At 67.3% G+C, this 24,752-nt stretch carries 25 protein-coding genes; 12 read left to right on the top strand and 13 right to left on the bottom strand.

Annotated features, from left to right (window positions below; translation table 11 throughout):
* Positions 1-36 precede the first annotated feature (36 nt).
* From EV640_RS00840 to EV640_RS00875, 8 genes are all read right to left on the bottom strand, one after another.
* Positions 37-1,266, bottom strand: a complete 1,230-nt coding sequence (locus EV640_RS00840) for an acyl-CoA dehydrogenase family protein (protein ID WP_036474345.1) — start codon at positions 1,264-1,266, stop codon at positions 37-39.
* Positions 1,267-1,322: 56 nt separating this feature from the next.
* Positions 1,323-1,784 (bottom strand): acyl-CoA thioesterase, encoded by a 462-nt coding sequence (locus tag EV640_RS00845; RefSeq protein ID WP_084479410.1) that lies wholly within the window; start codon positions 1,782-1,784, stop codon positions 1,323-1,325.
* Entirely contained in the window at positions 1,781-2,995 is a 1,215-nt protein-coding gene (locus tag EV640_RS00850) for a CaiB/BaiF CoA transferase family protein (RefSeq protein ID WP_036474346.1), read from the bottom strand. The genes EV640_RS00845 and EV640_RS00850 overlap by 4 nt, the downstream gene beginning before the upstream one ends.
* 48 nt (positions 2,996-3,043) lie before the next feature.
* Positions 3,044-3,925 (bottom strand): 3-hydroxyacyl-CoA dehydrogenase family protein, encoded by an 882-nt coding sequence (locus EV640_RS00855; RefSeq protein WP_051500943.1) that lies wholly within the window; start codon positions 3,923-3,925, stop codon positions 3,044-3,046.
* A gap of 81 nt (positions 3,926-4,006) precedes the next feature.
* A complete protein-coding gene (locus tag EV640_RS00860; RefSeq protein WP_133725500.1) occupies positions 4,007-4,828 on the bottom strand; it encodes an enoyl-CoA hydratase/isomerase family protein in 822 nt (273 codons plus the stop codon).
* 15 nt (positions 4,829-4,843) lie between these two features.
* Entirely contained in the window at positions 4,844-6,850 is a 2,007-nt protein-coding gene (locus EV640_RS00865; RefSeq protein ID WP_084479411.1) for a TRAP transporter permease, read from the bottom strand.
* On the bottom strand, positions 6,840-7,964 hold the full coding sequence (locus tag EV640_RS00870; RefSeq protein WP_235180952.1) for a TAXI family TRAP transporter solute-binding subunit: 1,125 nt from the start codon (positions 7,962-7,964) through the stop codon (positions 6,840-6,842). The genes EV640_RS00865 and EV640_RS00870 overlap by 11 nt, the downstream gene beginning before the upstream one ends.
* A gap of 60 nt (positions 7,965-8,024) precedes the next feature.
* Positions 8,025-8,822 (bottom strand): enoyl-CoA hydratase/isomerase family protein, encoded by a 798-nt coding sequence (locus EV640_RS00875; RefSeq protein WP_166645830.1) that lies wholly within the window; start codon positions 8,820-8,822, stop codon positions 8,025-8,027.
* Between the two features lie 189 nt (positions 8,823-9,011).
* Between EV640_RS00875 and EV640_RS00880 the strand changes: the two genes are divergently transcribed.
* The 10 genes from EV640_RS00880 to EV640_RS00925 all read left to right on the top strand — a co-directional run bounded on the left by EV640_RS00880 (position 9,012) and on the right by EV640_RS00925 (position 16,523).
* The gene (locus tag EV640_RS00880) at positions 9,012-10,190 is read left to right on the top strand and encodes an acyl-CoA dehydrogenase family protein (RefSeq protein ID WP_036474352.1); all 1,179 of its coding nucleotides are present in this window, start codon (positions 9,012-9,014) and stop codon (positions 10,188-10,190) included.
* A gap of 82 nt (positions 10,191-10,272) precedes the next feature.
* On the top strand, positions 10,273-10,557 hold the full coding sequence (locus EV640_RS00885) for a DUF3253 domain-containing protein (protein WP_036474353.1): 285 nt from the start codon (positions 10,273-10,275) through the stop codon (positions 10,555-10,557).
* Between the two features lie 54 nt (positions 10,558-10,611).
* Positions 10,612-11,142 (top strand): GNAT family N-acetyltransferase, encoded by a 531-nt coding sequence (locus EV640_RS00890; RefSeq protein WP_133725502.1) that lies wholly within the window; start codon positions 10,612-10,614, stop codon positions 11,140-11,142.
* A 13-nt stretch (positions 11,143-11,155) separates the two neighbouring features.
* Entirely contained in the window at positions 11,156-11,473 is a 318-nt protein-coding gene (locus tag EV640_RS00895) for a hypothetical protein (protein ID WP_133725503.1), read from the top strand.
* 309 nt (positions 11,474-11,782) lie between these two features.
* Positions 11,783-12,814, top strand: coding sequence for a 1,2-phenylacetyl-CoA epoxidase subunit PaaA (paaA, locus tag EV640_RS00900; RefSeq protein ID WP_084479413.1), 1,032 nt, complete (start codon positions 11,783-11,785; stop codon positions 12,812-12,814).
* A gap of 65 nt (positions 12,815-12,879) precedes the next feature.
* Positions 12,880-13,179, top strand: a complete 300-nt coding sequence (paaB, locus tag EV640_RS00905; protein ID WP_036474355.1) for a 1,2-phenylacetyl-CoA epoxidase subunit PaaB — start codon at positions 12,880-12,882, stop codon at positions 13,177-13,179.
* The gene (gene paaC / locus EV640_RS00910) at positions 13,176-14,003 is read left to right on the top strand and encodes a 1,2-phenylacetyl-CoA epoxidase subunit PaaC (protein WP_036474356.1); all 828 of its coding nucleotides are present in this window, start codon (positions 13,176-13,178) and stop codon (positions 14,001-14,003) included. The genes paaB and paaC overlap by 4 nt, the downstream gene beginning before the upstream one ends.
* 20 nt (positions 14,004-14,023) lie before the next feature.
* Positions 14,024-14,527, top strand: coding sequence for a 1,2-phenylacetyl-CoA epoxidase subunit PaaD (paaD, locus tag EV640_RS00915; RefSeq protein ID WP_036474417.1), 504 nt, complete (start codon positions 14,024-14,026; stop codon positions 14,525-14,527).
* Positions 14,527-15,678 carry a 1,2-phenylacetyl-CoA epoxidase subunit PaaE gene (paaE, locus tag EV640_RS00920; protein ID WP_133725504.1) on the top strand — a complete coding sequence of 384 codons (1,152 nt, stop codon included), beginning with the start codon at positions 14,527-14,529 and terminating at the stop codon, positions 15,676-15,678. Before paaD ends, paaE begins: the two co-directional genes overlap by 1 nt.
* 74 nt (positions 15,679-15,752) lie before the next feature.
* Entirely contained in the window at positions 15,753-16,523 is a 771-nt protein-coding gene (locus tag EV640_RS00925; RefSeq protein ID WP_036474358.1) for an enoyl-CoA hydratase/isomerase family protein, read from the top strand.
* Positions 16,524-16,737: 214 nt separating this feature from the next.
* On the opposite strand, the gene EV640_RS00930 is transcribed toward EV640_RS00925, so the two are convergent.
* The 4 genes from EV640_RS00930 to EV640_RS00945 all read right to left on the bottom strand — a co-directional run bounded on the left by EV640_RS00930 (position 16,738) and on the right by EV640_RS00945 (position 20,154).
* On the bottom strand, positions 16,738-18,225 hold the full coding sequence (locus EV640_RS00930) for a multicopper oxidase family protein (protein WP_133725505.1): 1,488 nt from the start codon (positions 18,223-18,225) through the stop codon (positions 16,738-16,740).
* Positions 18,222-18,494, bottom strand: a complete 273-nt coding sequence (locus EV640_RS00935; RefSeq protein WP_106124049.1) for an SHOCT domain-containing protein — start codon at positions 18,492-18,494, stop codon at positions 18,222-18,224. Before EV640_RS00935 ends, EV640_RS00930 begins: the two co-directional genes overlap by 4 nt.
* A 122-nt stretch (positions 18,495-18,616) precedes the next feature.
* Positions 18,617-18,949, bottom strand: coding sequence for a heavy-metal-associated domain-containing protein (locus tag EV640_RS00940; RefSeq protein WP_036474361.1), 333 nt, complete (start codon positions 18,947-18,949; stop codon positions 18,617-18,619).
* Between the two features lie 239 nt (positions 18,950-19,188).
* A complete protein-coding gene (locus tag EV640_RS00945) occupies positions 19,189-20,154 on the bottom strand; it encodes an AraC-like ligand-binding domain-containing protein (protein ID WP_133725506.1) in 966 nt (321 codons plus the stop codon).
* 174 nt (positions 20,155-20,328) lie between these two features.
* Here EV640_RS00945 and EV640_RS00950 point away from each other — a divergent pair, with 174 nt between their 5' ends.
* Together EV640_RS00950 and EV640_RS00955 are read left to right on the top strand one after the other, a co-directional pair.
* Positions 20,329-21,849, top strand: coding sequence for a GMC family oxidoreductase (locus EV640_RS00950; RefSeq protein WP_243832175.1), 1,521 nt, complete (start codon positions 20,329-20,331; stop codon positions 21,847-21,849).
* A gap of 23 nt (positions 21,850-21,872) precedes the next feature.
* Positions 21,873-23,294, top strand: a complete 1,422-nt coding sequence (locus EV640_RS00955) for an aldehyde dehydrogenase family protein (protein WP_133725507.1) — start codon at positions 21,873-21,875, stop codon at positions 23,292-23,294.
* Positions 23,295-23,397: 103 nt separating this feature from the next.
* Here EV640_RS00955 and EV640_RS00960 read toward each other — a convergent pair whose 3' ends face one another.
* Complete coding sequence (locus EV640_RS00960; RefSeq protein ID WP_133725508.1) at positions 23,398-24,732, bottom strand: carboxylesterase family protein; 1,335 nt, start codon at positions 24,730-24,732, stop codon at positions 23,398-23,400.
* Positions 24,733-24,752 lie beyond the last annotated feature (20 nt).

Here is a 24,752-nt window from a genome sequence, read left to right on the forward strand (position 1 = left end):
TTCCCATCTGTCGTGAGGTCAGGTTGTCTGGGCTTTTCACTTGAAGGCGGAGATCCCGGTGATGTCTCGTCCTACGAGCAGGGACTGGATGGCGTCGGTACCTTCATAGGTGGAGACGACCTCCATATCGGTCATGTGCCGGGCCACGTGATTCTCCAGCAGGAGACCGTTGCCGGCGAGCAGATCCCGGGCCTCGTTGCAGATCCACTTTCCCTTCTGAGCAGTCGCCATCTTCACCATCGAGGCCTGCGCATTGGTCAGCTGACCGCGGTCGGCAAGCTCGGCCATCCGGTTGCACAACAGCTGCATCGTGGTGAGTTCGCTGAGCATGTTGGCCAGCCGGGACTGCACGAGCTGATAGCCCCCGATGACGTTGCCGAACTGCTTGCGTCTGGACGCGTAGTCAGCGGCGATCTCGAAGGTCGCCATCGCGTGGCCCACCGCTTCCCAGGAGGCGCCTCCGCGGGTTGCCTGGAGCACCCGAGACACGTCCTTGAACGAGTTGCATCCGGTGAGTCGGTTCTCGTCCGGGACCCGCAGATCCTTGATCAAGATGTCAGCCTGCTGGATGGCCCGCTTACCCACCTTGCCTGTGATGCGTTCGGGCGCGTATCCGGCGGGGTAGTCGTTGTTCTCGTCTTTCTCCACGACGAACGCGTTGACCTTCCCGTCCTCGACGTTGCGTGCGAACACGACGACGACGTCGGCAGCATCCCCGTTGCCGATCCAGCGCTTGTGCCCGTCGATCACCCACGTGTCACCCTCGCGGCGGGCGCTGGTCTCCAGCGCGACAGAGTCGGAGCCGTGGTCGGGTTCGGTCAGCGCGAACGCACCGGTCTTCTTCAGCTGTGCCATCTCCGGCAGCCAGCGCGCCTTCTGCGTCTCGCTGCCGAGCATGTTCAAGGTGCCCATGCACAGGTTGGCGTGCACTCCGATGAACGTATTGATGCTGCCGTCGGCGCGGGCCATCTCACGAGCCACCAGTCCGGCGGCCTTCCTGCTCATTCCAGGGCAGCCGTAGCCCTGAATGGTGGTGCCGATGATGCCTAGCTCTGCCAATCCGGGCACCAGCTCCCAGGGAAACTCAGCCCGCTCCCAGTAGTCGTTGATGACTGGCAGCACCTGCAGCTCGGCGAAGGACCGCACCTTGTCTCGGACGGCGATCTCCTCTGGGCTGAGATCGTCGTCGAGACGGAAGTAGTCGGCGTCGGTGGTGGTGCCGGTGGCCGCTGCGGGTGCGCTCCGGGTCGATGTGGTTGCGGTCATGGTCGGTCCTTTCGTCGACGGGTCGGTGGACCCGGCCTGGTGGTGGGTTCGTGCGTTCACTGCTGTTCGGTCGAGGCGCCGGGCTCAGCCCCGGGCGGAACCGGCTTCGACTCTGGGGTGAGGATCTGGGTGAGCGTGCGGCTCAGGCGCTCGGGAAGCGGGGCGGACCGTCCTGAGGCGGGGTCTGTCTGGACGAGCACTGTCCGAGCACGGACCGCGATCTCGTCGTACTGGACCAGCTCGTAGTCCACCGTGTAGGAGGAACGGCCGATCGCAGCGACCCAGACACGCGCCGTCAGCTCCGGTCCATGGTCCAGTGGGCGCAGGTAGTCGACGGTGAGGGAGACGACCACCCGCGGCCGGGCTGGGTCAGGAATGCCGTCCTCGCCCAACCAGGAGGTGATCGCAGATATCCGCGCCTCCTCGATCAGGGTCACCACACGGGCGTTGTTGACGTGCCCGTTGAGGTCCTGATCCGACCAGCGAACGGGTAGCACGACGTGGTGGACGGCGCTCATGAGGCTTTCCGCACTTCAGGCTCGACGCGCTCAAGCCACGCCATCACCCGATCTCGGTCGCCATCGAGGCGGGGCGGAGCATGGGTGTAGTCGACCGGAGTTCGGCTGAAGTCCACCGGATGTCGGACCGTGGGGATCTTCCGCTCTCCGGAACCGGCCATGACCACCGGCTCCAAGCCGAGGCCTTCGGCGAAATGAACACCTTCGTCCACCCCGAGGATCGGCGCGCAGGGCACCTGTGCCGCCTTGAGTCGTTCGAACCAGTCGGCGGCGTTGCGCGTGCTGAGTCCGTCGATCAGGAGCTGACGCAGCTCCACGCGGTTGGCGTTTCGAGCCCCCACGGTGGCGAAGCGCTCATCCACAGCGAGCTCGGGGGCCCCGAGGCACTGGCACAGGCGGGTGAACTGCCCGTTGTTGCCCACGGCGATCACCATGTTCTTGTCCTGAGTGGGGAACGGCTCATAGGGATACAGGCTCGGGTGCTCGTTGCCCATGCGAGTCGGGACGCTGCCGCCGGCCACGTAGGCGGCGGACTGGTTGACCAGCCCCGAGAGCGCCGAGGTCAACAGGTTGAGCTCGACGTGCTGCCCGGTCCCGGAACCCTGACGCTCATGGAATGCCCCCAGGATGCCGGAGACCGCGTGGAGTCCGGTGATCACGTCGAAGAGCGCCACGCCCGCGCGGTAGGGTTCGCCGGATTCGCTGCCGGTGAGGCTCATCATCCCCGAAAGCGCCTGGGCAAGCAGGTCGTAGCCGGGAAGATCGGCTCCACCCGCGGTGCCGAAACCGGTGATGGAGGCATAGACGAGATCAGGACGCCACGCGCTGACGCTCTCGTAGTCGAGTCCGTAGCGCCTGAGTCCGCCGGGCTTGAAGTTCTCCACCAACACATCGGCCCGGGCGATGATCCGCTCCACGACCTTGAGCTGTGCCGGGTCCGAGAAGTCCAAGGAGATGGATTGCTTGTTGCGGTTGACCGAGAGGAAGAACGTGCTCTCCCCGTCCCGGTGCGGAGGAACCCATGCGCGGGCGTCGTCCCCGGTGGTGGATTCCACCTTGATGACGGTCGCGCCCATATCGGCGAGGAGCATCGTGGCGTAGGGCCCTGCAAGCACGCGGCTGAGATCCGCCACCACGACCCCGGCGAGCGGGCCTGTGCCTCGGCGACCGAAGATCTCCTCCAGAACACCCAAGTCATCGAATCGACTCATGTCGTCTCTCTTCCTCTTCTTCTCGTGTCTGTTCGACGTCGGGGCTGCTCAGCCTGTGTACTCATACCAGCCACGGCCGTTCTTGCGTCCATAGCGGCCCTGCTCATAGAGCTTCTGCACCGACGGGTGCGGCAGATCTGCCGGGTCTCCGCTCTGCTCGTACTCGGAGAGTCGGATCAGATACGACACGTCGATCCCCACCAGGTCCATGAGCTCGAACGGACCCATGGGGTGGCCCAGGGCTGTCCGGGCGGCCACATCGATGTCCTGGTAGCTCGCCACGCCGTCGGCCTCCAGCCGCAGAGCCTCGTTCCGCAGTGCACCCAGCAGACGGTTGGCGACGAACCCCGGGATCTCCTTGTTCAACCGGACAGGCTGCTTCCCGAGCCGGTCCACCATCCCAAGCGCCGCCTCCACAGTCGCGTCCGAGGTCTGTGGGTTGCGCACCACCTCGACGCAGTTCATCACCAGCGCCGGGTTGAAGAAGTGCATGTTGCACACCCGGTCGGGCCTGGCTGTGGCATCCATGAGCAGAGACGAAGGGATGGTCGAGGAGTTGGTCGCCAGGATCACATGTTCCGGGGCGGCTTCGTCGAGAGCGGCGAACAGCTCTCGTTTGATGTCGATCCGTTCCACGGCGGCTTCGAGCACGAAGTCGGTCGTCCGAGCCGCCTCGAGGGAGTCCGTCGTATACGTCATCCGCTCCAGCGCGGAGTCGACCTCCTCGCTGCTGAAGGCCCCCTTCTCGGCCAGTCGTCGGAGGCGCCGCTGCGCCTCATCCCGCGACTGGTCAAGAGCTTCGGCGGCGAGGTCGCCTGTGGTCACGGTGTAGCCGGCCAGGGCGAAGGCCGCCCCGATCTGCGTTCCCATGGCCCCAGCTCCGACGACGAGGACGTCGTCGATGGTGTCGATGGTCGAATCGGGCGTCATGTCTGCTCCTTGAGATGCTTCGCTGAAGTGCTTGGAAACTGTCCCGGGTTGGTCACGGGATCATCGATCAGGCTGTGGACGTCACTCCTCGGCGCGGAATCGCGCGCGGCGCTTCTCGAGGAACGCCGTGGCGCCTTCAGCCTTCTCATCGGAGGCGTAGAGCAGGGACTGCGCCAGGCGTTCGAGCAGCAGCCCTGTGGACTGGTCCGTCTCGGCGCCGCCGCGCACGACGAGCTTGGCCAGCCGCACGGCCAGCGGACCCTTGGCCAGGATCGTCTCGGCCGTGGACAGCACGGTGTCCATCAGCTCCTCGGCAGGGACCACGCTGGTCACCAACCCGATGCGCAGAGCCTCATCCGCGTCGATGATGCGGCCGGTGAGGATCATCTCCTGCGCCCGGCCCAGGCCGACAAGTCGTGACAGCCGCTGGGTGCCTCCGGCGCCGGGAAGGATTCCGAGGTTGGTCTCAGGCAGGCCGAATTGAGCATTCTGCGCCGCCACGCGGATGTCGCAGGACATCGCCAATTCGTTGCCCCCGCCCAGTGCGAAGCCGTTGACCGCCGCAATGGTGGGCAGATCAGATTCCTGGATCCGGTCCCATAACCGCTGCATCCGAGCAGTGAGCCCGTCACGCAGCGTGTAGCCGATGAGCTGATTGATGTCCGCGCCGGCCACGAACGCCTTCTCTCCATGACCGGTGAACACGACGGCACCGACGTCACCGTTGCGCTCGAGCGAGTCGAGCGCGGCCTCGATCCCATCCAGCACGCCGAAGTTCAGGGCATTGCGCACCTCCGGCCGGTTCACGGTCACAACAGCAACACCGCCTCTGATCTCGGTGGTGACGACGCTTGTCCCGGGGGCAGCGCCGCTGGCGCTGCTGGTGGTGGTGGTCTCTGTCATGTCTGGTCCTTTCGATCAGGCGACGCTTGTCGCAGGCGCGGGAGTCTGGGCGGGGATAGCACCGTCGTCGGCGGGGGTCCCGGGCTTCACGATCAGGAAGGCGAGCAGGAGGCTGGCCGCCACGAGCGCCAGTCCCAGGACGGCGCTGAGCGGCGCTGGCATGAACAGCAGGAACCCTCCGACGGCGCCCAAGAGGCGACCCAGGACGGGCATCCGGCGGTCGAAGCCGACCGTCCAGCCCTCGATGGCCGAGGCCAGGGCGTAGACGCCTACGATGCTCAGTGCGAACGCGAGCAGCACCCGCCCGGCTGAATCTTGTGCCACGAGCGCGGGATTGAGGGCGAATCCGAACGGAACGATGTACTTCACCGCTCCCAGCTTCATGGCCGCCACGCAGGTGCCCATGGGAGAAGCCTTGGCGATTCCTGCCGCGGCGAAGGCGGCGAGACCTACGGGCGGGGTGATGTAGGAGACGGACGCCCAGTAGATGACGAACAGGTGGGCAGCGAGCGGGTTGACCCCCAGCTCGATGACCGCGGGGACCATCACGATTGCCAGGAACACGTACGCCGCCGAGATCGTCATGCCCATGCCGAGGATGAAGCAGGTGACGGCGCCGGCGATGAGGATGAGCACCACATTGTCGCCGACCGCTGCCACCAGCTCGCGGGCGAGGGAGAGGCTCACCCCCGTCGCCGTGAGGCCCCCGACGATCAGGCCGACGCCGGCGATGATCCCGATGATGTTTCCCAGCGTCCGACCGGCGGCCACAAGGAAGTCGGCGAACTCGCGCAGGCCGAACTTCTGGCTCGGGCGCAGGACAGCCACGACCAGCAGCACCAGGATCACCCAATACGGCACCTGGGTCTCGGAGTTCGTGAAGAAGAGCAGCCCGGTGAGCAGAAGCAGGGCCATGATGTAGGGCCAGCCCTGCACCAGCGTGATGAGGGTCCGAGGGAGAAGCGCCACCGAGACGCCCTTCAGACCCTTTCGGGCGGCGTAGCCGTCGACCTGCAGGTAGATGCCGAGGAAGAAGAGGGCTGCAGGGATGGACGCGGCGATGAGGATCTCGGTGTAGGGCACTCCCACGAAGGAGACCATGAGGAACGCTGCGGTACCCATGATGGGAGGCGTGATGGACCCGCCTGAGGCTGCCGTGGCCTCGACCCCACCGGCATAGGTGGGACTGAACCCGGAGCGCTTCATGGCTGGAATGGTCATCGGCCCCGTGGTCAGGACATTGGAGACCGCGCTTCCGCTCATCATGCCCATCGCTGCGCTGCTCGCCACGGACACCTTCGCCGCGCCGCCTCTGTAGCGGCCGAAGATCGACATCGAAAGTCTGTGGAAGAAGTCGGCACCGCCAGTGTGCTGCAGGGCCACCCCGAAGACCAGAAAACCGACCAGGATGGTTGCCGCAGTCTGGATGGGCAGGCCCAGCAGGCTCTCGGCTCCCATGGTGTGCACCTGTGCCAGGGTCTTGAGGTCGTAGCTGACACCCTGAAGGACTCCGATAGGAAGATCCCCCGCCACCAGTGGATACAGTGAGAACAGCAGGGCGATCACCGTGACGATCATTCCACCGGTCCGGCGCAGCGCTTCGAGCACCACGATCCACAGCAGGAACGCGGCGACTGTCGCGGCGGTGGGCGCCATGTACTCCCAGCCGAAGTCGTGGATACGGGTCCCGTTGACGGCGAAATAGCCGCAGACGCTCGCCGCAACCACCATCAGCAGCACATCGAAAGCCTGCACTGGGCGTTCCTCGGGAGCGAGGTCGTCGCCAGATCCGTCCTCCCGCTGCTCCGCCGCCTGAGCGAGCGGGATCTTGCGCAGCGGATTGACGATGAACACCACCGGGAGGAACACGCCCAGGATCAGATAGAGGTACGAGTTCCTCAGCAGAGCCAGTCCGCCCACGTTCCAGAAGAAGACCTGGTTCATGGCGAGCAGCACGCCCAGGACCGTCAGCACGATCACGACCATCCGCCAGAACGGCGTCACTCGGTTCTCAGTTCTCATCGCTGGTCCTCTCGTTTCCCAAGTTCTCGGCCTTCCATTCGGTCCAGTTCTCTTCGAGGTCCTGCTCGGAAGAGGACTCCAGGACGGTGGGCCAGGCTTCCCGCATCCGCTCGCCACGCTCGATCAGTTCGTTGTTCTTCTCCTCGAGCTCCTCCGTCCACACTCCGCGCTCCTTGAAGAAGCGGACGGTGCCGGCGTGGAACGGGACCACCAGAGGTTCTTTGAGGACCGCGTCGAGGGAGAACTGCTGGGTGTCCGGCGTGGTGTCCTCGTAGTGCTCATAGTTCTCGACCATCGATTTCACGAGGAGGTAGACCTCCTCGGTGTCTCGGTCCCCCATCGTGGTGATCGGAATCGTGTACTCCAGGACCTGGGCGCTCTCGCCCTCCTCCACACCCGGGACGTCGGTCACCTCACCGACGTTCACCATGGGCATGAGCTCGTCCCAGGTCTCGTAGCGGCCCGGGTCTGGGTCGTCGAAGGTCAGCCATTTCACATCGGTCGTGGAGGCGAGCTCCTCGATGTTGGAGCCGACGACGTTCTGGTAGAGGGAATCGATCCGACCCGCCTGGAGAGCATCGAGCTGCTCGGCGTAGGAGATGGGAACTTTCTGGACATCCTCACCGGTGAGGCCGCCATAGTTGAGGAACCCCTCCATCTTGTTGTTGATGGAGGTGCTCGCGGTCAGGTCAGGGAACTGTGTGCCCTCCAGGTCCTCGAAGGAGTCGATGCCGCTGTCCGCGCGGACCAACAGGCCGTAGTAGCCGAGGGGAGCCCACACCAGACTCACGTCCTGGGGCCCCCACTGCTCGTTGGCATACTCATAGTCGCCCTCGAAGGCGTAGAAGTACTCGTCGCCGGCCCGGGCATAGTCTGCGGTGCCGTTCACCAGCGGGGCCAGGCGGCCGATGCCGGTGTCCGAGGTCATCAGCCGCACCTGAAGCCCCTCTTCGTTGGTCAGGGTGTTCGCGATAGCGGCAAGGTCGTTATAGGTGCCGGTGCCCACGTTGTAGGTGGACCACACCGATTGCTCCGGCAGTGCGTCGGAGTCCGCACCCGCGCTGGCGTCGCCGCTGGCACAGCCGGTAAGGGCGAGCAGTGCGACGGCGCTCAAGGCAGTTGCACGGATCTTCGCTGTCTTCATCGTGGCCTTTCGATCTACAGAGGTCGGCGCTCAGCGCCCGGAGAAGGAAGGAGCCCTCTTCTGGAGAAGGGCCTTTTTGCCTTCCATAAAGTCAGAGGTCTCGAACAGGGCGGGCTGGTGCTCCCGCTCGAAGAGGAGGGCCTCCTCGTAGGTGCTGGAGGCTTCGCGGATCCCGCGCTTGACCGCAGCGACGGCCAGCGGCGCCCTGCTCGCGAGTTCCTCGGCGCGGGCCATCGCGGCGGGCAGCACGTCCTGGTCCGTCACCAGGTGATCGGCAAGACCTGTGGCGAGTGCCTCGGTCCCAGCGATGGGCACTGCCTCGAGCAGAATCTTCTGCGCACGTGCGGCGCCCACTCTTCGGACCAGCGAGTGGATCAGCCCGCCGTCGGCGATCAGGCCCAACCGGGTGAACGGGAACAAGAATCGCGCACTGGTGCCGATCACGACGACGTCGCAGCAACACACCAGGCCCACCGCCACACCCGCCGCGGGACCGCTCACCGCGGCGACGACCGGTTTGTCGAGCGTTGCCAGCCGACGGACGAGAACCGCGAGATCTTCCATGCGGGCGGCACCCTCGGCTGGATCCGTGGGCGGCATCGCTGCCAGGTCACCACCGCTGCTGAAGCATTCTCCCGAGCCGGTCAACACCACGGCCCGCACTCTCGGATCTTCGGCGAGCTCCGCCAGCTCGGCGCGCAGTTCGGTGCGCATCCGGGATCCGAGCACGTTTCGGCGGGGAGGATCCTCGAGCACCACGATCGCCACGGCACCAGCACGCTGGACACGTACTCGCGCCGAAGTGTCGGCGGGGAGCTGATGCGGCACGGAAGTCTCCAATGTGTGGGAAAAATGTCGTGCAGATCACACTTCCACGGCCACTGATAAAGTTCAAATACCTAATGAAGGGTTGATTGATACCTGTATCGCAATTATCCGCTTCGAGGTGTTATCCGGATCACAAGTGCGCAATCCTAGGAAAAGACCTCTGCACATCCCGTCTTCAAGGAGCGCTCCATGAACCCAGCCGCAGCAGATCTGCTCGATGTCGAAGCAGACTTCAGTTCCGAGGAGCGTGAGACCCAGGGAATGGTTCGCGAGTTCGTGGACAGACGCATCCGTCCGAACATCGCCGCGTGGTACGCGGATGCACACTTCCCGCAGGAGATCATCGCTGAGATGGCCACGCTTGGTCTGCTCGGCATGCATATCAAGGGTTATGGGTGCGCCGGAAAGTCCGCAGTGCAGTACGGCATCGCCATGCAAGAACTCGAGGCCGGAGATTCTGGCCTGCGCACATTCGTCTCGGTCCAAGGCTCGCTGGCGATGTCCGCGATCGCCAAGCATGGCTCCGAGGAGCAGAAGCAGCGTTACCTGCCAGGCATGGCCGCCGGTGAGATCATCGGGTGCTTCGGACTGACCGAGCCCACCGCGGGCTCGGACCCGTCAACCATGGCGACCACCGCAGTGCGCGAGGGCGACCAGTGGGTCCTCCAGGGCGTCAAGCGCTGGATCGGTCTCGCCTCGATCGCCCAGGTGGCCGTGATCTGGGCGAAGGTCGTCGACGAGAGCGGGCGCAGTCGGGTCCGCGGCTTCCTCGTTCCCACCGACACTCCCGGTTTCACCGCTACTCCCATCGAGCAGAAGCTGTCGATGCGCGCCTCCATCCAGTGCGACATCACCATGGAGGACGTCCGTCTTCCGGCCGATGCCATCCTTCCCGAGAACCCGGGACTCCGAGGCCCCTTCTCATGCCTCAACGAGGCCCGCTACGGCATCATCTGGGGAGCCCTGGGGGCAGCGCGGGACAGCTTCAATGCCGCCCTGGAGTATTCCCAGCACCGAGTTCAGTTCGACAAGCCGCTTGCGGCGTACCAGCTCTCCCAGGCAAAACTCGTGAACATGGCCCTGGAGATCCAGAAGGGGCAGCTGTTGGCGCTGCGCATCGGCCGCCTCAAGGATCAGAATCGCTTGGAGAACCACATGATCTCCGCGGGCAAGTTGAACAACTGCAGGATCGCGATCGACGTGTGCAGAGAAGCGCGCACGATGCTCGGTGGCAACGGCGTCACCCTCGACTACTCGCCGCTGCGCCATGCCAACAATCTCGAGTCCGTGCGCACCTACGAGGGCACCGATGAGGTGCACAGCCTGATCCTCGGCCAGCACCTCACCGGACACTCCGCCTTCCGCTGAGCCGGACTGCGCCCTGTGGTTTCGGGGCCAGGACCGGCTCCGGCGGCCCTCCTCCCGTCCGCGAGTGGTGGACACTGTAGCCATGGACGAATCACCGCGCGCAGCCTCCGACCGTGACATGGAGCGCGTGATCCTCGAGCTGCTCGCGCAGCGCGCCGAGGCCGCGACGATCTGCCCCTCCGAGGCGGCGCGCGCGGTGGCCGGCCAGCAGTGGCGGAGTCAGATGGACGCGGCACGGGCAGCGGCTCGACGCCTGGTGGCCGCCGGCGTCGTCGACATCACCCAGCGCGGCGACGTCGTCGATCCGACCACGGCACGGGGGCCGATCCGGATCCGGCGTCGTCCCGCCGACGGCGCCGCTGGCTGACCCGGCGCTCCCACACGCCTTGCCCCACGTCCGGCCGCGTGCGAATCTGCAGGCATGATCGCATCACTCGAACTCCCCGCGACCTTGCCGACCCGAATCGGCGATCTGACCCTGCGGCGCGCGCAGCACGAGGACCTCGACACCCTGATGCGGCTGCTCGCCGATGACCCGATCAGCGCCGGGCGCGGCGACCAGGCCGCGGCGGCGGACGTCGATCGCTACGACGCAGCACTCACGGACCTGATCAAAGATCCGTCCAACGAGATGCTGCTGGTGATCAGCGGATCCGGCGACCCGATGGCCACGATGCAGCTCACCCGGATCCCCGGCCTGACCCGTCGCGGCTCCACACGGCTGCTGATCGAGGCGGTCAGGGTCTCCAGCGCCCGACGATCGAGCGGAATAGGATCGGCGATGATGACATGGGTGGTCGATGTGGCCGCCCCGGCCACCGGTGCCTCGCTGGTGCAGCTGACCTCTGACGACGCTCGGGGCGATGCGCACCGCTTCTACGAGCGCCTGGGGTTCGTGGCCTCGCACCGCGGTTTCAAGTACCAGCTCGCGGCTCCACCCACCAGCGCCTGAGGAGTCAGTCCCGTTGGGACGCCTCTTGGGCGATCGCGACCACGCGGTGTTCACCGAGGGGTTCGCGGCGCTGAATGCCCGGATGATCGCCCCGCTCACGGCGCGCTTCGCCGCCCTGGACGCCGACACGACTGACACCGAGATCCACTCGCTGATCGAGGAGATGATCTCGGTCCTGCGCCCCGTGCAGGCCAGGTTTGCCGATCTCTCACTCCTGGAAGACCAGGTCATCGCCTTGATGGACGAGCTGAGCGAGCGCAGGCTCCACCCGGCCCCACGCCGCGTCCTGGGCCGAATCCAGGAGCAGATGGAGGCGCTCGAGGAGGGCTGAAACAGGGTCTGACAGCAGCTGCCTGACCCTGACGCCTGCCCTGGGCATCGGCGCGGCAGCCGCCCGGTTCAATCCGCGGATCCGCACACTCGGCGAACCAGCCCGGGACCTCGTCGACGCGCAGGCGCGGCACAGGGTCATCGAACGGGAGACCTCTCGCTCGGCGCGTCAGCACTGGTAGTCGCCCGGCTCGAGAGGCCTCCCCATCCAGCCGTCTCGCCTTCTGCTACCCCGCGTGTTGACCGTCACACCCTTGGTGCTATACTGAACGAACGGTCGGTAAATAATGCGACGGAATAGAGGATGACCATGTCACCCCAGAACCACCAGCACGCTCCCCTGCACCTCGCCGACGAGGGCGACGCCGCAGCGGCGCTCGCCGAGGCAGAGGCCGGGCAGAACCGCTTCGAGGAGATCATCGCCGAGGACTCCCGCGTCGAACCGCGGGACTGGATGCCCGAGTCGTATCGGAAGTCACTGGTGCGGCAGGTCTCCCAGCACGCGCACTCCGAGATCATCGGCATGCAGCCTGAGGGCAACTGGATCTCCCGCGCCCCCAGCCTCAAGCGCAAGGCCATCCTGATGGCCAAGGTCCAGGACGAGGCCGGCCACGGTCTCTACCTCTACTCCGCCGCGGAGACCCTCGGCCGCCCCCGCGAAGAGATGTATGACCAGCTCTACACCGGCAAGGCCAAGTACTCCTCGATCTTCAACTACCCGGCCCGGACCTGGGCCGATATCGGTGCGATCGGCTGGCTGGTCGACGGCGCCGCGATCGTGAACCAGGTGCCGCTCTGCCGCGCCTCCTATGGGCCCTATGGCCGCGCCATGGTGCGCATCTGCAAGGAGGAGTCCTTCCATCAGCGCCAGGGCTGGGAGATCCTCCACTCGCTCTCCCACGGCACGCAGGCCCAGCACCAGATGGCTCAGGAGGCCGTGGACCGCTTCTATGGGCCGGCGCTGCAGATGTTCGGCCCCCCGGACGGGGACTCGCCGAACTCCCAGCAGTCCATGGAGTGGAAGATCAAGCGCTTCACCAACGACGAGCTGCGCCAGCGCTTCGTGGACATGCTGGTCCCTCAGGTCGAAGCCCTGGGTCTGACCCTGCCGGATCCCGAGTTGAAGTGGAACGAGGAGCGCGGCCACTACGACTTCGGCGACCTGGACTGGGACGAGTTCTTCGCCGTCATCAAGGGCAACGGCCCGCTGAGCCGGCAGCGCCTGGAGCACTACCGCAAGGCGCGCGACGAGGGCGCCTGGGTCCGCGAGGCGGCGGTCGCGTATGCGAACCGGGCGTCCCGCAACGAGGACCACGACCAGGCCGCCCTGATCGGCGCCTGAGCCTCACCCGCTGCGCTCCCGGTGCAGCTGCACTCCCCCGACATCACCGCTAGAAAGGCGAGGCCATGACCTCCAGCGCAGATTCAAGCTCCTGGCCCCTCTGGGAGGTCTTCATCCGGTCCTCGCGCGGGCTCTCCCATGTGCACGCGGGCTCGCTGCACGCCCCGGATGCCACCATGGCGATCCGCAACGCCCGGGACCTCTACACCCGGCGCAATGAGGGGACTTCGGTGTGGGTGGTGCCGGCCGCGGCGATCATGGCCTCGGACCCCGACTCCAAGGGCGCCTACTTCGAATCTGCCCAGGGCAAGAGCTACCGCCATGCCACGTATTACACCCAGTCCGAAGGGGTGAAGCACCTGTGAGCTTCGCATCGCATGACTCCGCCACCCGCCAGTCCCAGGGCGAGGCGATCACCGCCGAGGAGATCGCCGCCTCCGGCGCCAAGGCCGAGGACGCCACCGCACGGTACGCGCTGCTGCTGGGCGACGACGCGCTGATCCTCTCCCAGCGTCTGGGCGCCTGGGTGTCCCGGGCCCCTGAGCTGGAGGAAGATGTCGCCCTGGCGAACATCGCATTGGACCTGCTCGGTCACGCCCGGTTCCTGCTCACCTACGCCGGCACCGCCTGGGACAAGTCCGAGGATGACCTCGCGTACTTCCGCCCCGAAGAGGACTTCCGCTCCTGCCGCCTGGTGGAGCAGGAGAACGGGGACTTCGGCAAGACCATCGCGCGTCAGCTGATCTTCAGCTTCTACCAGCACGAGCTCTACAGCCGGCTGGTGCACTCCACCGACACCACCCTCGCGGCCATCGCCGAGAAGGCGCTGAAGGAAGTGGACTACCACCAGGATCACGCCGCCCAGTGGATGCTGCGGCTGGGCCTGGGCACTCAGGAGTCCGCCCGACGCGTCCAGGCCGGCCTGGACTCGGTCTGGTCCTACGTCGAAGAGCTCTTCACCGACGTGGAGCCGATCACCGAGCTCGGGGATATCGCGGTACTGCCCTCCACCCTGCGTGAACCCACGCTGACCCGGCTCCACCAGGTCATCGAGCAGGCAGGGCTGAGCATCCCCGACATGTCCGGCGCCCACGGAGCCGACCGCTCCGGGCGGCACTCCGAACAGCGCGGACTGATCCTGGCCGAGATGCAAGTGCTGGCCCGCCAGCACCCCGGAGCCACCTGGTGAGAGGAGCACTCATGGCAGTGATGGGACCCGAAGTTGTGACCCTGCCCCCCGGCGCCTCGGTCTGGGAGGTCGCCGCGAGCGTCAATGATCCAGAGATCCCGGTGCTCAGCATCGCCGATCTGGGGATCCTGCGCGAGGCCCGGGTGGAGCAGGACGGCACCGCCGTCGTCGTGATCACCCCGACCTACTCCGGCTGCCCGGCCATGGACACGATCAACGCCGATGTCACAGCGGCGCTGCGTCATGCCGGACACGAAAAGGTGCGCATCGAGACCGTGCTGCACCCGGCATGGACCACCGACTGGATGACCGAGGAGGGCAAGACGAAGCTGCGTGAATACGGCATCGCCCCACCCACCGGCAAGGCAGCCCTGGGGCCGGTCCGCGTGGGCCTGAGCGTGAAGTGCCCACGGTGTGACTCCCCCGATACTCGTGAGATGACCCGCTTCGGCTCCACCGCATGCAAGGCGCTGTACCAGTGCCGGGCCTGCCTGGAGCCCTTTGACCACTTCAAGGTGCACTGATGTCGACGACCACACGCCGCCGGGCGACCTTCTCCACGCTCACCGTCTCCGAGGTGCGCCCGCTCACCGCAGACTCCGTAGAGGTCACCTTCGCGGTGCCCCCGGAGCTTCACGAGGACTTCGACTACGCGCCGGGTCAATACGTGGCGCTGCGCACCGAGCTCGACGGCCAGGAGATCCGCCGCTCCTACTCGATCTGCACCGAGCCGACACCCGGTGAGATCCGAGTGGCGATCAAGCGCGACATCGGCGGTGTGTTCTCGAACTGGGCCAATGAGTCGCTCAAGCCAGGGGATCAGATGGAGGTGATGAACCCCTCCGGGGCGTTCGTCTCCAAGACCGCGATCACCTCGATGAACAACCCGGCCAAGCTCGCCGAGGAGGCCGTGGCGCTGCGCTCCGATGTGCACCTGGTCGCCTTCGCCGCCGGTTCCGGGATCACCCCGATCATGGCCATCGCCCGATCGGTGCTGGCCGCCTCGAAGGACTCCACCTTCGACCTGATCTACGCCAACCGCTCCGCCGGAGATGTCATGTTCGCCGAGGAGCTCGGTGACCTCAAGGACCGCTACCCCGCGCGACTGGCGGTCCATCATGTGCTCAGCCGCGAGCAGCGGATCAACCCGCTGCTCACCGGCCGGATCGACGAGGAGAAGCTCAGCGACCTGCTGGACAAGGTGCTGCGTGTCCCAGACACCGACGAGTGGTTCCTCTGCGGACCCTTCGAGCTGGTCCAGATGGCCCGGGACTCTTTGGCCGCCCGGGGGGTGGAGGAGGACAAGATCCGGTTCGAGCTCTTCACCACCGGACGCCCGGACCGCCCCGAGGGCCAGCAGGGCCGCAAGGTCGAGGCCGACCCGAAGGGTGACAACATCGCGATCGAGTTCACCCTCGACGGGCTCACCGGAGCGGTCGCCTCCCCGGCGGGCTCGGGAGAGACCGTGCTCAACGCCGCGCTGCGCGCCCGACCCGACGTGCCCTTCGCCTGCGCCGGAGGGGTCTGCGGCACCTGCCGCGCGAAGGTGGTCTCCGGAGACTTCGAGATGGAGGAGAACTTCGCGCTGGAGGCCGACGAGGTCGAGGCCGGATACATCCTGACCTGTCAGACCCGGCCGACCTCCAAGCAGCTCGTGGTCGACTACGACGCCTGAGTCCAACCCGTTTCGCACCTCAGCGAAGACCTCTCCCTGAGCCCCCACGCCCAGCCCTCACACCAGGAGCCTCCATGATTCAGCTGAGCATCACCGACGGCGTCGCCGAGATCGTCCTGGACGCGCCGAAGAAGCTCAACTCCCTGGATGAGCAGGCGCTCGATGACCTCGATGCCGCCTACCAAGAGGCTGAACAGGCAGGAGTCCGGGCACTGCTGCTGCGCGGTGAGGGCAAGGGCTTCTGCGCCGGACGGGACATCTCCGACGTCGTGCCCGCCACCGACGACGCGCTGGGCTACCTGCAGGGGAAGGTCACCCCGCTGATGCGCCGCATGGCCGAGTTCCCCGCGCCGACCTTCGCCGCCGTGCAGGGAGCCTGCCTCGGGGTGGGCCTGGGCCTGGCCATCGCCACCGATGTGGTCTACGTGGCCGAGAACGCCAAGATCGGCTCCCCCTTCGCCGCTCTCGGGGCCACGCTGGACTCGGGCGGACATGCGCTCTTCGTGGAGCGCCTGGGTGCGCACCGGACCCTGGATCTGATCTACACCGCTGACCTGATGTCAGGCGCGGAGGCCGTGACCGCAGGGCTCTTCTCCCGTGCGGTTCCGGCCGAGGAGCTGCTCGAGTTCACCCGTGAGAAGGCGGCCGTGGCCGCCGCCGGGGCCACTCTGGCGTTCCGCGAGTCCAAAGCCCTGGTGGCCGCGGTGAGGGACCAGCGGATCGGCCTGTGGGAGTCCCTGAACGCGGAGAACCACGCGCAGGGTCGGCTGTGCGACTCTGCGGACTACACCGAGGGCTTCGCCGCGTTCCAGGAGAAGCGCAAGCCGGTGTTCCACGGGAGCTGATGGAAGCTCGACGCGTCCTCAATGATCCGACGCGTCATCAGAAACCTCCCACATGCAGCCGATGGACCGGTGAATGAGCCAGGGATCCGGTCCAGGACCGGCTGTCTGCCCGCGTTCCGACTGTCTGCCCGCGTTCCGGCTGTCTGTCCTGTGCCGTCGTGAGTCGCGCTCCTGCGTCGTGGTCCGGCGTCGTGTGCCGCAATATGCCGCGACGTCATCGAACCTCGATGGCGCCCATCATGCCGAGGTCCTCATGGTCGAGGATGTGGCAGTGGTAGACGGTGCGGCCGCTGAAGGCCTCGAAGGCCACTCGGACCGTCACCTCCCCGAAGGCCGGGATGTTGACCACGTCCTGCCACCGCGGTCCGGAGACGTCGCGGTCGCCGTCTGCCACGACCTGCATGGGCCACACGTGCAGGTGCATCGGGTGATCCATGGGACTGGAGTTGATCAGGGTCCACTCCTCCACGGTGCCCACCTGAGCCCGCTGGTCGATGCGCTCGGCGTCGAACTCGCGCCCGTCGATCGTGAATGACATCATCCCCCCGGGACCGCTCATGCCTCTCATCCCGCCCATGCCCATGCCCATGTCCATGTCGAAGTCCAGGGTGCGTCGGGCGTCGACCGGCTCATCGCGCAGGTCCCGCAGGGCCGTGCCCGCCGGCACGGGTCCGGGCTCCTCGACCGGATCCCCGGCGACCTCAAGGATGAGCAGGTTGATCGGCTCGTCGTCGCCGGGGCCCTCCCCGGGTGCGGCCCCGCCCATCATGCCGCCCATGCTCCCGCGGTCCACCGGGGCGGTGCGAAGCGTGGAGGTCCCCTCGCGGGTGTCCACCAGCAGCTCCACGCGGTTGCCGGGGGCCAGCATCACCTCGGTCACCTCCACCGGCTCGGGCAGCCGGCCGACATCTCGGCCCAGCAGTCGCAGCCCCTGCCCGTCCAGGGTCAGGCGCAGGTACCGGGAAGGGCAGGCGTTGACGACCCGCCACAGCTCCCGCTCCCCCGGCGCCGCGGCGGCCTCAGGGCGGACCTGGCCGTTGACCAGCACGGTCTCACCCTCCCGGCCCATCATCCGCTGCGGCGGGGATGCCTCGGTGAGGTTGCCGGAGCCGTCCAAGGTGATGTCGGAGACGACCAGGACGCGCTCCCGGGCCACCGGGACAGGATCCGGATCCTCGACGACGATGGTCCCGTAGAGCCCTGCCGCGACCTGATCGGCCACGTGCCCATGCCTGTGCGGGTGGTACCAGTAGGTGCCGGGAGCGTGGTCCTGTGGCAGGACGTACTCGTAGTCGAAGGACTCACCAGGTTCGATGCTCACGAAGGGGTTGTCCCCGTTGCCCTCGGGGGACACGTGCAACCCGTGCACGTGCAGGTTCGTCGGGGCCTCCAGGCCGTTGGTCATCGCCACCCGGAGGGTGTCCCCGCCCCGGATCCGCAGGGTGGGTCCGGGCAGCGAGGAGTTGAATGCCTGCACGCTCGCCTCGCGCGCCCCGATCCGCACTCGGGTGGGAGCGGCCTCCAGGGCCAGGTCCAGGACCCCGTCCCGGCTGGTCAGCACCTCGGGCTGCAGCAGCGCCCTGCCGCCGCCGAGGGTCTCACCGCCGCGGCTGGTCCACCACAGCCCGCCCGCGCCCACGGCCGCGGCACCGGCCCCGACCGCACCCAGGGCCAGCAGCTCCCGGCGTGTCAGCGGGCTCACCGGTCACCATCCTCCAGGGTCCGCAATCGTTCGTTGTACTCCTCCGTGCTGATCTCCCCGCGCGCGTAGCGCTCCTCGAGGATCTGTCGGGACCGGCGCGGGAGCGCCCCGGTCGCCGGAGCGGAACCACCCTGTCGGCTCCCGTCGGTGGAACCGCCGGTGAAGGCCTTCACAAGCACGACCACCAGCACCACCGTTCCCACGATCAGCAGGATCCAGAAGAGCCACATCCAGCCCATGCCCGCTCCCATTCCGGTGTCCCACATCATCGCGGTCCTCCTTCGTCGATCGGTCCATTGCTCTTCACCGGCGGCCGCATGAGTGCGACGCCCCGGGGTGGTCAGGTATGTTCCGAGAGCTCCTGGAGCATCCGCGCCCTCTCGGGGATCGGTCAGCCGTTGAGCACGCGGTAGCCGGTCGCTTCGATGGCGTCCCGCACGGCGTCGGTGGAGGCGAGCCCGGTCACGCTGACGAGCGAGGCCCCTCCGGCGACGAGTTCGACCCGGACGTCATTCACCCCGTTCAGGAAGCTCACCGCCTCGGTGACGGAATCTGCACAATGTCCGCAGGTCATTCCCTCCACCTGGTAGGTCTCGGCGCCGACCGGCGTCCCGCGGGGGTCTGCACTCTGGCGCCCAGTGGGGATCGCCGCGTCGCCGGCTGGGGCACAGCACGAGCAGCCGGTGTCGACGATCGACAGCGCGGTGCGGGTGGATTCGGTCATGACGGTCTCCCTCATGTCTTGGACGAGGCCGGACAGCACATCCACTCCCGGTATATACCCCCAGGGGGTATTAGTCAAGGAGTGGGTGCTGTTCTTCTCGGTGACGGACAGGAGGCACAGGCCTGCTCCATGTCCTGCGAGCTGCTCGGGGCTCGCCGCAGCCGATAGATGCGGGCGACACAGCAGCTGCGCACGTCACACCGTCTGCCTGCGTGTGGACGCCGCGCGGCTCCGCGCACTCAGCCTCCAGCGACCTGACGCCGGAACGCTCCCGGTGAGAGCCCGTATTCATGCTTGAAGGCTCGGCTGAAGCTCGACGCCTCGGGGTACCCCCAGCGGGCGGCCACCGCGCTGATCACTCGGTGCGCCTGGGAGGGGTCTCCGAGCTCCATCCGGCACCGCTCCAGCCTTCGCTGCCGGATCCACTCGCTGATGGTCGTGCCCTCCTGGGCGAAGATGCCCTGCAGGTAGCGCACCGAGACATGCAGCGCGCGCGCCACGGCACCGACCCCGAGATCGGGATCCCCCAGATGGTCATCGATGTGCCTGACCGCCTCCAGGTAGACCACGTCGCGGGTGGGGACCTCGGCCGCCGGTCGGAACCGGGAGAGCAGCGTGGCCTGGACCAGCTGCAGCACCGCTGAGGCGGCCCTCGGGTCCGGAGCCATCTCACCCTTCTGCAGCTGACCGTCGAGGCTGCTCAGCAGCGAGGAGGTCAGCGCGCCGAGACCCGCAGAACCGGGAATCCGCTGGGCGACCACGGCCCGGGCCTGGTCGGCGGAGAGCCCGAGGTGCTCCACCGCAATCTGGACCACAAACATCCGGTACGGCCCGCCGAAGACGAGATCATAGGGGCGGCGCGTGTCATAGATGACCAGATCCCCCGGGGAGAGCAGCGCCTCCCGGCCGTCCTGCCGGGTCAGCGAGCTGCCCTGCACCTGCAGCGCGAACTTGAACACCCCCGGGTCCCCGGCAGCGATGGCCTGCCGGCTGCGCCGCACGGTGACCGCGTCACCGCCGACCCCGGCCACGCTGAGCGACCCCAGGGCCAGTCCGGTGAGCTCACCGTTGAATCGACCCGGCTCCTCGGTGCTCGCGTCCAGCGGCACGAACGCGGTGTTGACCGCATGCCGCCACGCCTCGAAGCGGTCCTGTGGCGCCAGCTCGGCCGGATCAAAGGAGACCTGGCCCGGCGTCGGGCTCATCGCCTCGCGCTTTCTCTGGTCAGCATCGCTCCAGTCTCGCACCACGATGTGATGGGTGCCACAACCATGCACCTGGTGCACAGTGCCGTGCGCCTGCGATCAAGGCGCCGCACCGCTGCCTGGCCATGCTGGGGGCACTGCCGAGGAACTGCGATCGAAGGAGAGAAGACCATCGTGAATGATGCCATGACCACCGACTACGTCGTGATCGGCGCCGGGTCCGCCGGCTCCGTGATCACCCGCCGACTGCTCGACGCCGGCCACAGCGTGCACCTGATCGAGGCCGGGGGTCGCGACGAGGACCCGCACATCCACAGTCCCCAGGGCTGGCCGATGCTGATGCAGGGGACCTCCGACTGGGCGCTGACCACGGTGCCACAGGTCCACGCCGGCAATCGCAGCATCGCCTGGCCGCGCGGGAAGGTGCTCGGCGGCTCCGGGTCGCTCAACGGGATGATCTACATCCGCGGCCACCGCTCGGACTATGACAAGTGGGCTGCGGCCGGGTGTGAGGGGTGGAGCTGGGAGGATGTGCTTCCACTCTTCAAGCGCTCTGAGGACCATGAGGACGGAGCCTCCGAGTTCCACGGCGCCGGCGGACCGCTGCACGTGGAGAAGATCGTGAACCGCCATGCCAGCTCGGAGGCCTTCGTCCAGGCCGCGAACAGCGTGGGCATCTCAGAGACCCAGGACTTCAACGGCGAGCAGCTCTCCGGCGCCGGCTTCAACCACACCACCACCAAGGACGGGAAGCGGCACAGCCCCTGGCGGGCCTTCATGCATCCGATCCTCGGCCACGAGCGGCTCACCCTGACCACCGACGCCCTGGTGCACCGGATCATGGTGGCGGACGGGCGCGCCACCGGCGTGGAGTACAGCACCGGGACCGGCACACACACTGCGCGGGCCTCCGCGGAGATCGTGCTCTGCGCCGGCGCGATCGGATCACCGAGCATCCTGCAGCATTCGGGCATCGGGGACCTCGCCGACCTGGCACAGGCAGGGATCGACATGGTCGCAGAGCTGCCCGGGGTGGGCAAGAACCTGCACGACCACGTCCTGGCCAGCGTGATCTACGAGGCGCCGGAGCCGCTGGCCGAGGGCCGGCACAACCTGCTCGAGGCGCAGCTCTTCGCGCACAGTCAGCAGACCCAGGAGGAGGCGCCGGACATCCAGCCGCTCTTCATGCACTTCCCCTACCCCACTGACGGCGGCGCGACGCCCGCCGCCGGGTTCACCGTGAACGCCGGGATCGTGCGGCCGCTCTCCCGCGGCACGCTGCGAGTGGCCAGCGCGGACCCGCGGCAGGCGCCGTTGCTGGATCCCAACCTGCTGGCCGAGGACTACGACCTCGAGGCGCTGTGCGACGCCATCGAACTCTGCCGGGAGATCGGCGCCCAGGATGCGCTGGCTCCCTACCGCAAGGCGGAGTTCAGCCCCTCGGCACCGCTGGAGACCCGTGATCAGGTCCGTGCCCACGCCCGAGCCATGGCCGGGACCTACCACCACCAGGCGGGCACCTGCCGGATGGGCGTCGATGACCTCTCGGTGGTGGACCCGTCGCTTCGGGTGCGCGGCGTCACCGGGCTGCGCGTGGCCGATGCCTCGATCATGCCGGCACTGCCCAGCGGCAACACCAACGCCCCCACGATCATGATCGGCGAGAAGGCCGCAGACCTGCTGCTGGGCCATTGAAACACCCCGTCCTGACTGTTCCGATGACACCTGAGGAGAACACCATGACCGCCACCACGCTGCTCGAGCAGGTCACCAGCACCGAGGGCCACAAGGTCCACGACCCCGCGACCGGGGAGCTCATCGGGCACTCCCCCGCCGCCTCGGCCGCAGACCTCGACGACGCCGTCGCCCGCGCCCTGCGCGCCCAGCCTTCCTGGGCCGCCACCGGCCACAGCAGACGCCAGGCCGCGCTGCATGCCGCCGCCGATGCGATCGAGGCCCACGCCGAGGAGCTGGCCCAGCTGCTCTCACGAGAACAGGGCAAGCCTCTCAACGGCCCCAATGCCCGCTTCGAGGTCGGTGCCTGCGTGGCCTGGCTGCGCACCGCCGCCTCCATCCCGGTGGAGCCGGAGGTGCTGCTCGATGATGAGTCCGGCTACGCGGAGCTGCACTACCGTCCGCTCGGCGTCGTCGGGGCGATCGGGCCGTGGAACTGGCCGATGATGATCTCGATCTGGCAGATCGCCCCGAGCCTGCGGATGGGCAACACCGTGGTGGTCAAACCCTCTGAGTACACTCCGCTGAGCGTGCTGGCCCTGGTCAAGGTGCTCAATTCGGCGTTGCCCGCAGATGTGCTGATCGCGGTGCCCGGGGATGGGTCGCTGGGCAAGCAGCTCACCGAGCACGGCGACATCGCGAAGATCACGTTCACCGGCTCGGTGGCCACGGGCAAGGCGATCATCAAGACCGCGGCGGACACCATGAAGCGGATGACCATGGAGCTCGGTGGCAACGACGCCGGGATCGTGCTCGAGGACGCCGATCCGCAGGCCATCGCCGAAGACCTCTTCTGGGGTGCGTTCATCAACACCGGGCAGACCTGCGCGGCGCTGAAGCGGCTCTACGTGCCGGACGCGATCTACGACGAGGTCTGTCAGGCGCTGACCGAGGTGGCGGCCAAGATGCCGATGGGCATCGGGCTTGAAGAGCAGAACGTGCTCGGGCCGCTGCAGAACGCGAAGCAGCGTGACATCGTCGCCCGGCTTGTGGATGCCGCGCGGGACTCCGGCGCGCGGGTGCTGTTCGGCGGCGATCCCGACGCCGACGCCCCGGGCTTCTTCTATCCCACCACCCTGGTGGCCGATATCGATCCGCAGAACCCCCTGGTCACCGAGGAGCAGTTCGGTCCGGCGCTGCCGATCGTGCGCTACAGCGATCTCGAGCAGGCGATCCAGTGGGCGAACGGCCTGGAGGTCGGGCTGGGCTCCTCGGTCTGGTCCTCCGACCCCGAACGCGCCACCGAGGTGGCCTCCCGGCTGCAGGCGGGCACCACCTGGATCAACAAGCACGGCGCCATCGATCCGCGGGTGCCCTTCGGTGGCGCCAAACAGTCGGGCTTCGGCCTGGAGTTCGGGCTGCAGGGACTCAAGGAGGTCGCGCAGCCTCATGTGATCCAGCGCTGAGCGACGTCGCGGCCTCGACAGCGGCACTCACCGACCAGGCGCTGGAAGCAGCCGGAGCCATGAAGCGGCGCTGGTACGCCTGGACGCCGTCACCGGGGGCTGGTCACCCGGTTCTCACCCGGTGTTCGCCCACGCTGACACCGGGGATCCGGCCTTCGGCCGGCAGTTCCGCTCCTCGGGCGAATCCCGCCCAGAGCGCCCGGGCGGCCCGTCCCGTCTCCTGGATCTGTTCCCAGGATGCCCCTTCGAGCAGGCCCAACCCCTGAGTGTTCGCCCTGGTCCCGAAGAGCAGCGCGAGATCGATCCCGTGTGCCGATCCGAAGAAGTTGTCGGGAGCGGCCCAGTCCACGATGAAGTAGTGCGCCCTGCCCCCGGCTCGACGGTGCCGCCGGGCAAAGGTGCGGATGCCCGTGACATAGATGAGCCTGGTCCCCAGCCGGCTCAGCAACGTCATCGCGGGTGAACCGATCACCGGAAGCTCGCGGATCCAGCTCACCGGCCGCGCAACCGGGATGAACAGCCTGGCCTCCTCGGCGGTGTGCGTGATCATGATGTCGATATGCGGGGCGACAGCCTTCCAGGCGTCCTCGATCTTCGATTCGACCGGCAGGGGCGAGGCGCCGTACTGGGTCCCGAAGGGCATCAGCCCGCGCAGCCCGAACCGGGCGGCCGCCGCGCGCGCACGCTCCTGAACGCGCAGCACCTCTTTGATCGAGGCCTGCGCCGACACCTCAGGAGCCGCGGCGGCCATGGCGGACGCCATCTTGTGCCGTCCACGGGAGATGCCCAGCGGCGGGCTCTGCATGATGGCCCGGCGGAAGAGCCGTGGAGCATCTGGGGTAGCCATCAGATGGGCGATGGCGTCCCCGCCGGCTGACTGGCCGAAGAGCGTGACCTGCTCCGGGTCGCCGCCGAAGGCGTCGATGTTCCGCTGCACCCACTCCAGGGCGCAGAGCTGATCCAGCAGACCAAGATTGGCGGGTCGCCCATGGCCGCCGAGAAACCCGAAGGCTCCGAGGCGATACGTCACCGCGACGACGATGACGCGCTGTTCACTCACCAGGGCCGCCGGATCGTAGATGGGCGCGTCTCCGGCACCGCTGATGTAGGACCCGCCATGGATCCACACCATGACCGGCAGCAGCTCCCCCGGCTGCCGGTCCAGCGGCATCGTGACCGTGAGGTTCTGGCAGTCCTCGTCCTGGGGCAGCCCTCCGGCCTGGGTCCCGACCACAGGTTCCAGCTCCCGGATGCGCCACTGCGGGCACGCCGGCGAGGGATCCAGCGCAGCATAGGGCTCAGTCCAGTCTCCTGCGGGCCGCGGCGGCTGGAACCGCTGGGCCCGGGCGTAGGGAATTCCGGAGGCCTTGACCACCGGACCCACAGATCCTGCGATGACCGGTCCACAGGGAGGGATGAAGCTGTACTCGGCTGACATGCATGGCACCTCGGATCGAC

Origin of the sequence: Nesterenkonia aurantiaca (assembly GCF_004364585.1) — a bacterium.
In the GTDB taxonomy this organism is placed as follows: Bacteria; Actinomycetota; Actinomycetes; order Actinomycetales; family Micrococcaceae; genus Nesterenkonia; species Nesterenkonia aurantiaca.

Coding starts and splice junctions, on each gene's coding strand:
- EV640_RS00840 (WP_036474345.1), bottom strand. CDS start 1,266: ATGACCGCAACCACATCGACCCGGAGCGCACCCGCAGCGGCCACCGGC.
- EV640_RS00845 (WP_084479410.1), bottom strand. CDS start 1,784: ATGAGCGCCGTCCACCACGTCGTGCTACCCGTTCGCTGGTCGGATCAG.
- EV640_RS00850 (WP_036474346.1), bottom strand. CDS start 2,995: ATGAGTCGATTCGATGACTTGGGTGTTCTGGAGGAGATCTTCGGTCGC.
- EV640_RS00855 (WP_051500943.1), bottom strand. CDS start 3,925: ATGACGCCCGATTCGACCATCGACACCATCGACGACGTCCTCGTCGTC.
- EV640_RS00860 (WP_133725500.1), bottom strand. CDS start 4,828: ATGACAGAGACCACCACCACCAGCAGCGCCAGCGGCGCTGCCCCCGGG.
- EV640_RS00865 (WP_084479411.1), bottom strand. CDS start 6,850: ATGAGAACTGAGAACCGAGTGACGCCGTTCTGGCGGATGGTCGTGATC.
- EV640_RS00880 (WP_036474352.1), top strand. CDS start 9,012: ATGAACCCAGCCGCAGCAGATCTGCTCGATGTCGAAGCAGACTTCAGT.
- EV640_RS00885 (WP_036474353.1), top strand. CDS start 10,273: ATGGACGAATCACCGCGCGCAGCCTCCGACCGTGACATGGAGCGCGTG.
- EV640_RS00890 (WP_133725502.1), top strand. CDS start 10,612: ATGATCGCATCACTCGAACTCCCCGCGACCTTGCCGACCCGAATCGGC.
- paaA (WP_084479413.1), top strand. CDS start 11,783: ATGTCACCCCAGAACCACCAGCACGCTCCCCTGCACCTCGCCGACGAG.
- paaB (WP_036474355.1), top strand. CDS start 12,880: ATGACCTCCAGCGCAGATTCAAGCTCCTGGCCCCTCTGGGAGGTCTTC.
- paaD (WP_036474417.1), top strand. CDS start 14,024: ATGGGACCCGAAGTTGTGACCCTGCCCCCCGGCGCCTCGGTCTGGGAG.
- paaE (WP_133725504.1), top strand. CDS start 14,527: ATGTCGACGACCACACGCCGCCGGGCGACCTTCTCCACGCTCACCGTC.
- EV640_RS00925 (WP_036474358.1), top strand. CDS start 15,753: ATGATTCAGCTGAGCATCACCGACGGCGTCGCCGAGATCGTCCTGGAC.
- EV640_RS00935 (WP_106124049.1), bottom strand. CDS start 18,494: ATGATGTGGGACACCGGAATGGGAGCGGGCATGGGCTGGATGTGGCTC.
- EV640_RS00940 (WP_036474361.1), bottom strand. CDS start 18,949: ATGACCGAATCCACCCGCACCGCGCTGTCGATCGTCGACACCGGCTGC.
- EV640_RS00945 (WP_133725506.1), bottom strand. CDS start 20,154: ATGAGCCCGACGCCGGGCCAGGTCTCCTTTGATCCGGCCGAGCTGGCG.
- EV640_RS00955 (WP_133725507.1), top strand. CDS start 21,873: ATGACACCTGAGGAGAACACCATGACCGCCACCACGCTGCTCGAGCAG.
- EV640_RS00960 (WP_133725508.1), bottom strand. CDS start 24,732: ATGTCAGCCGAGTACAGCTTCATCCCTCCCTGTGGACCGGTCATCGCA.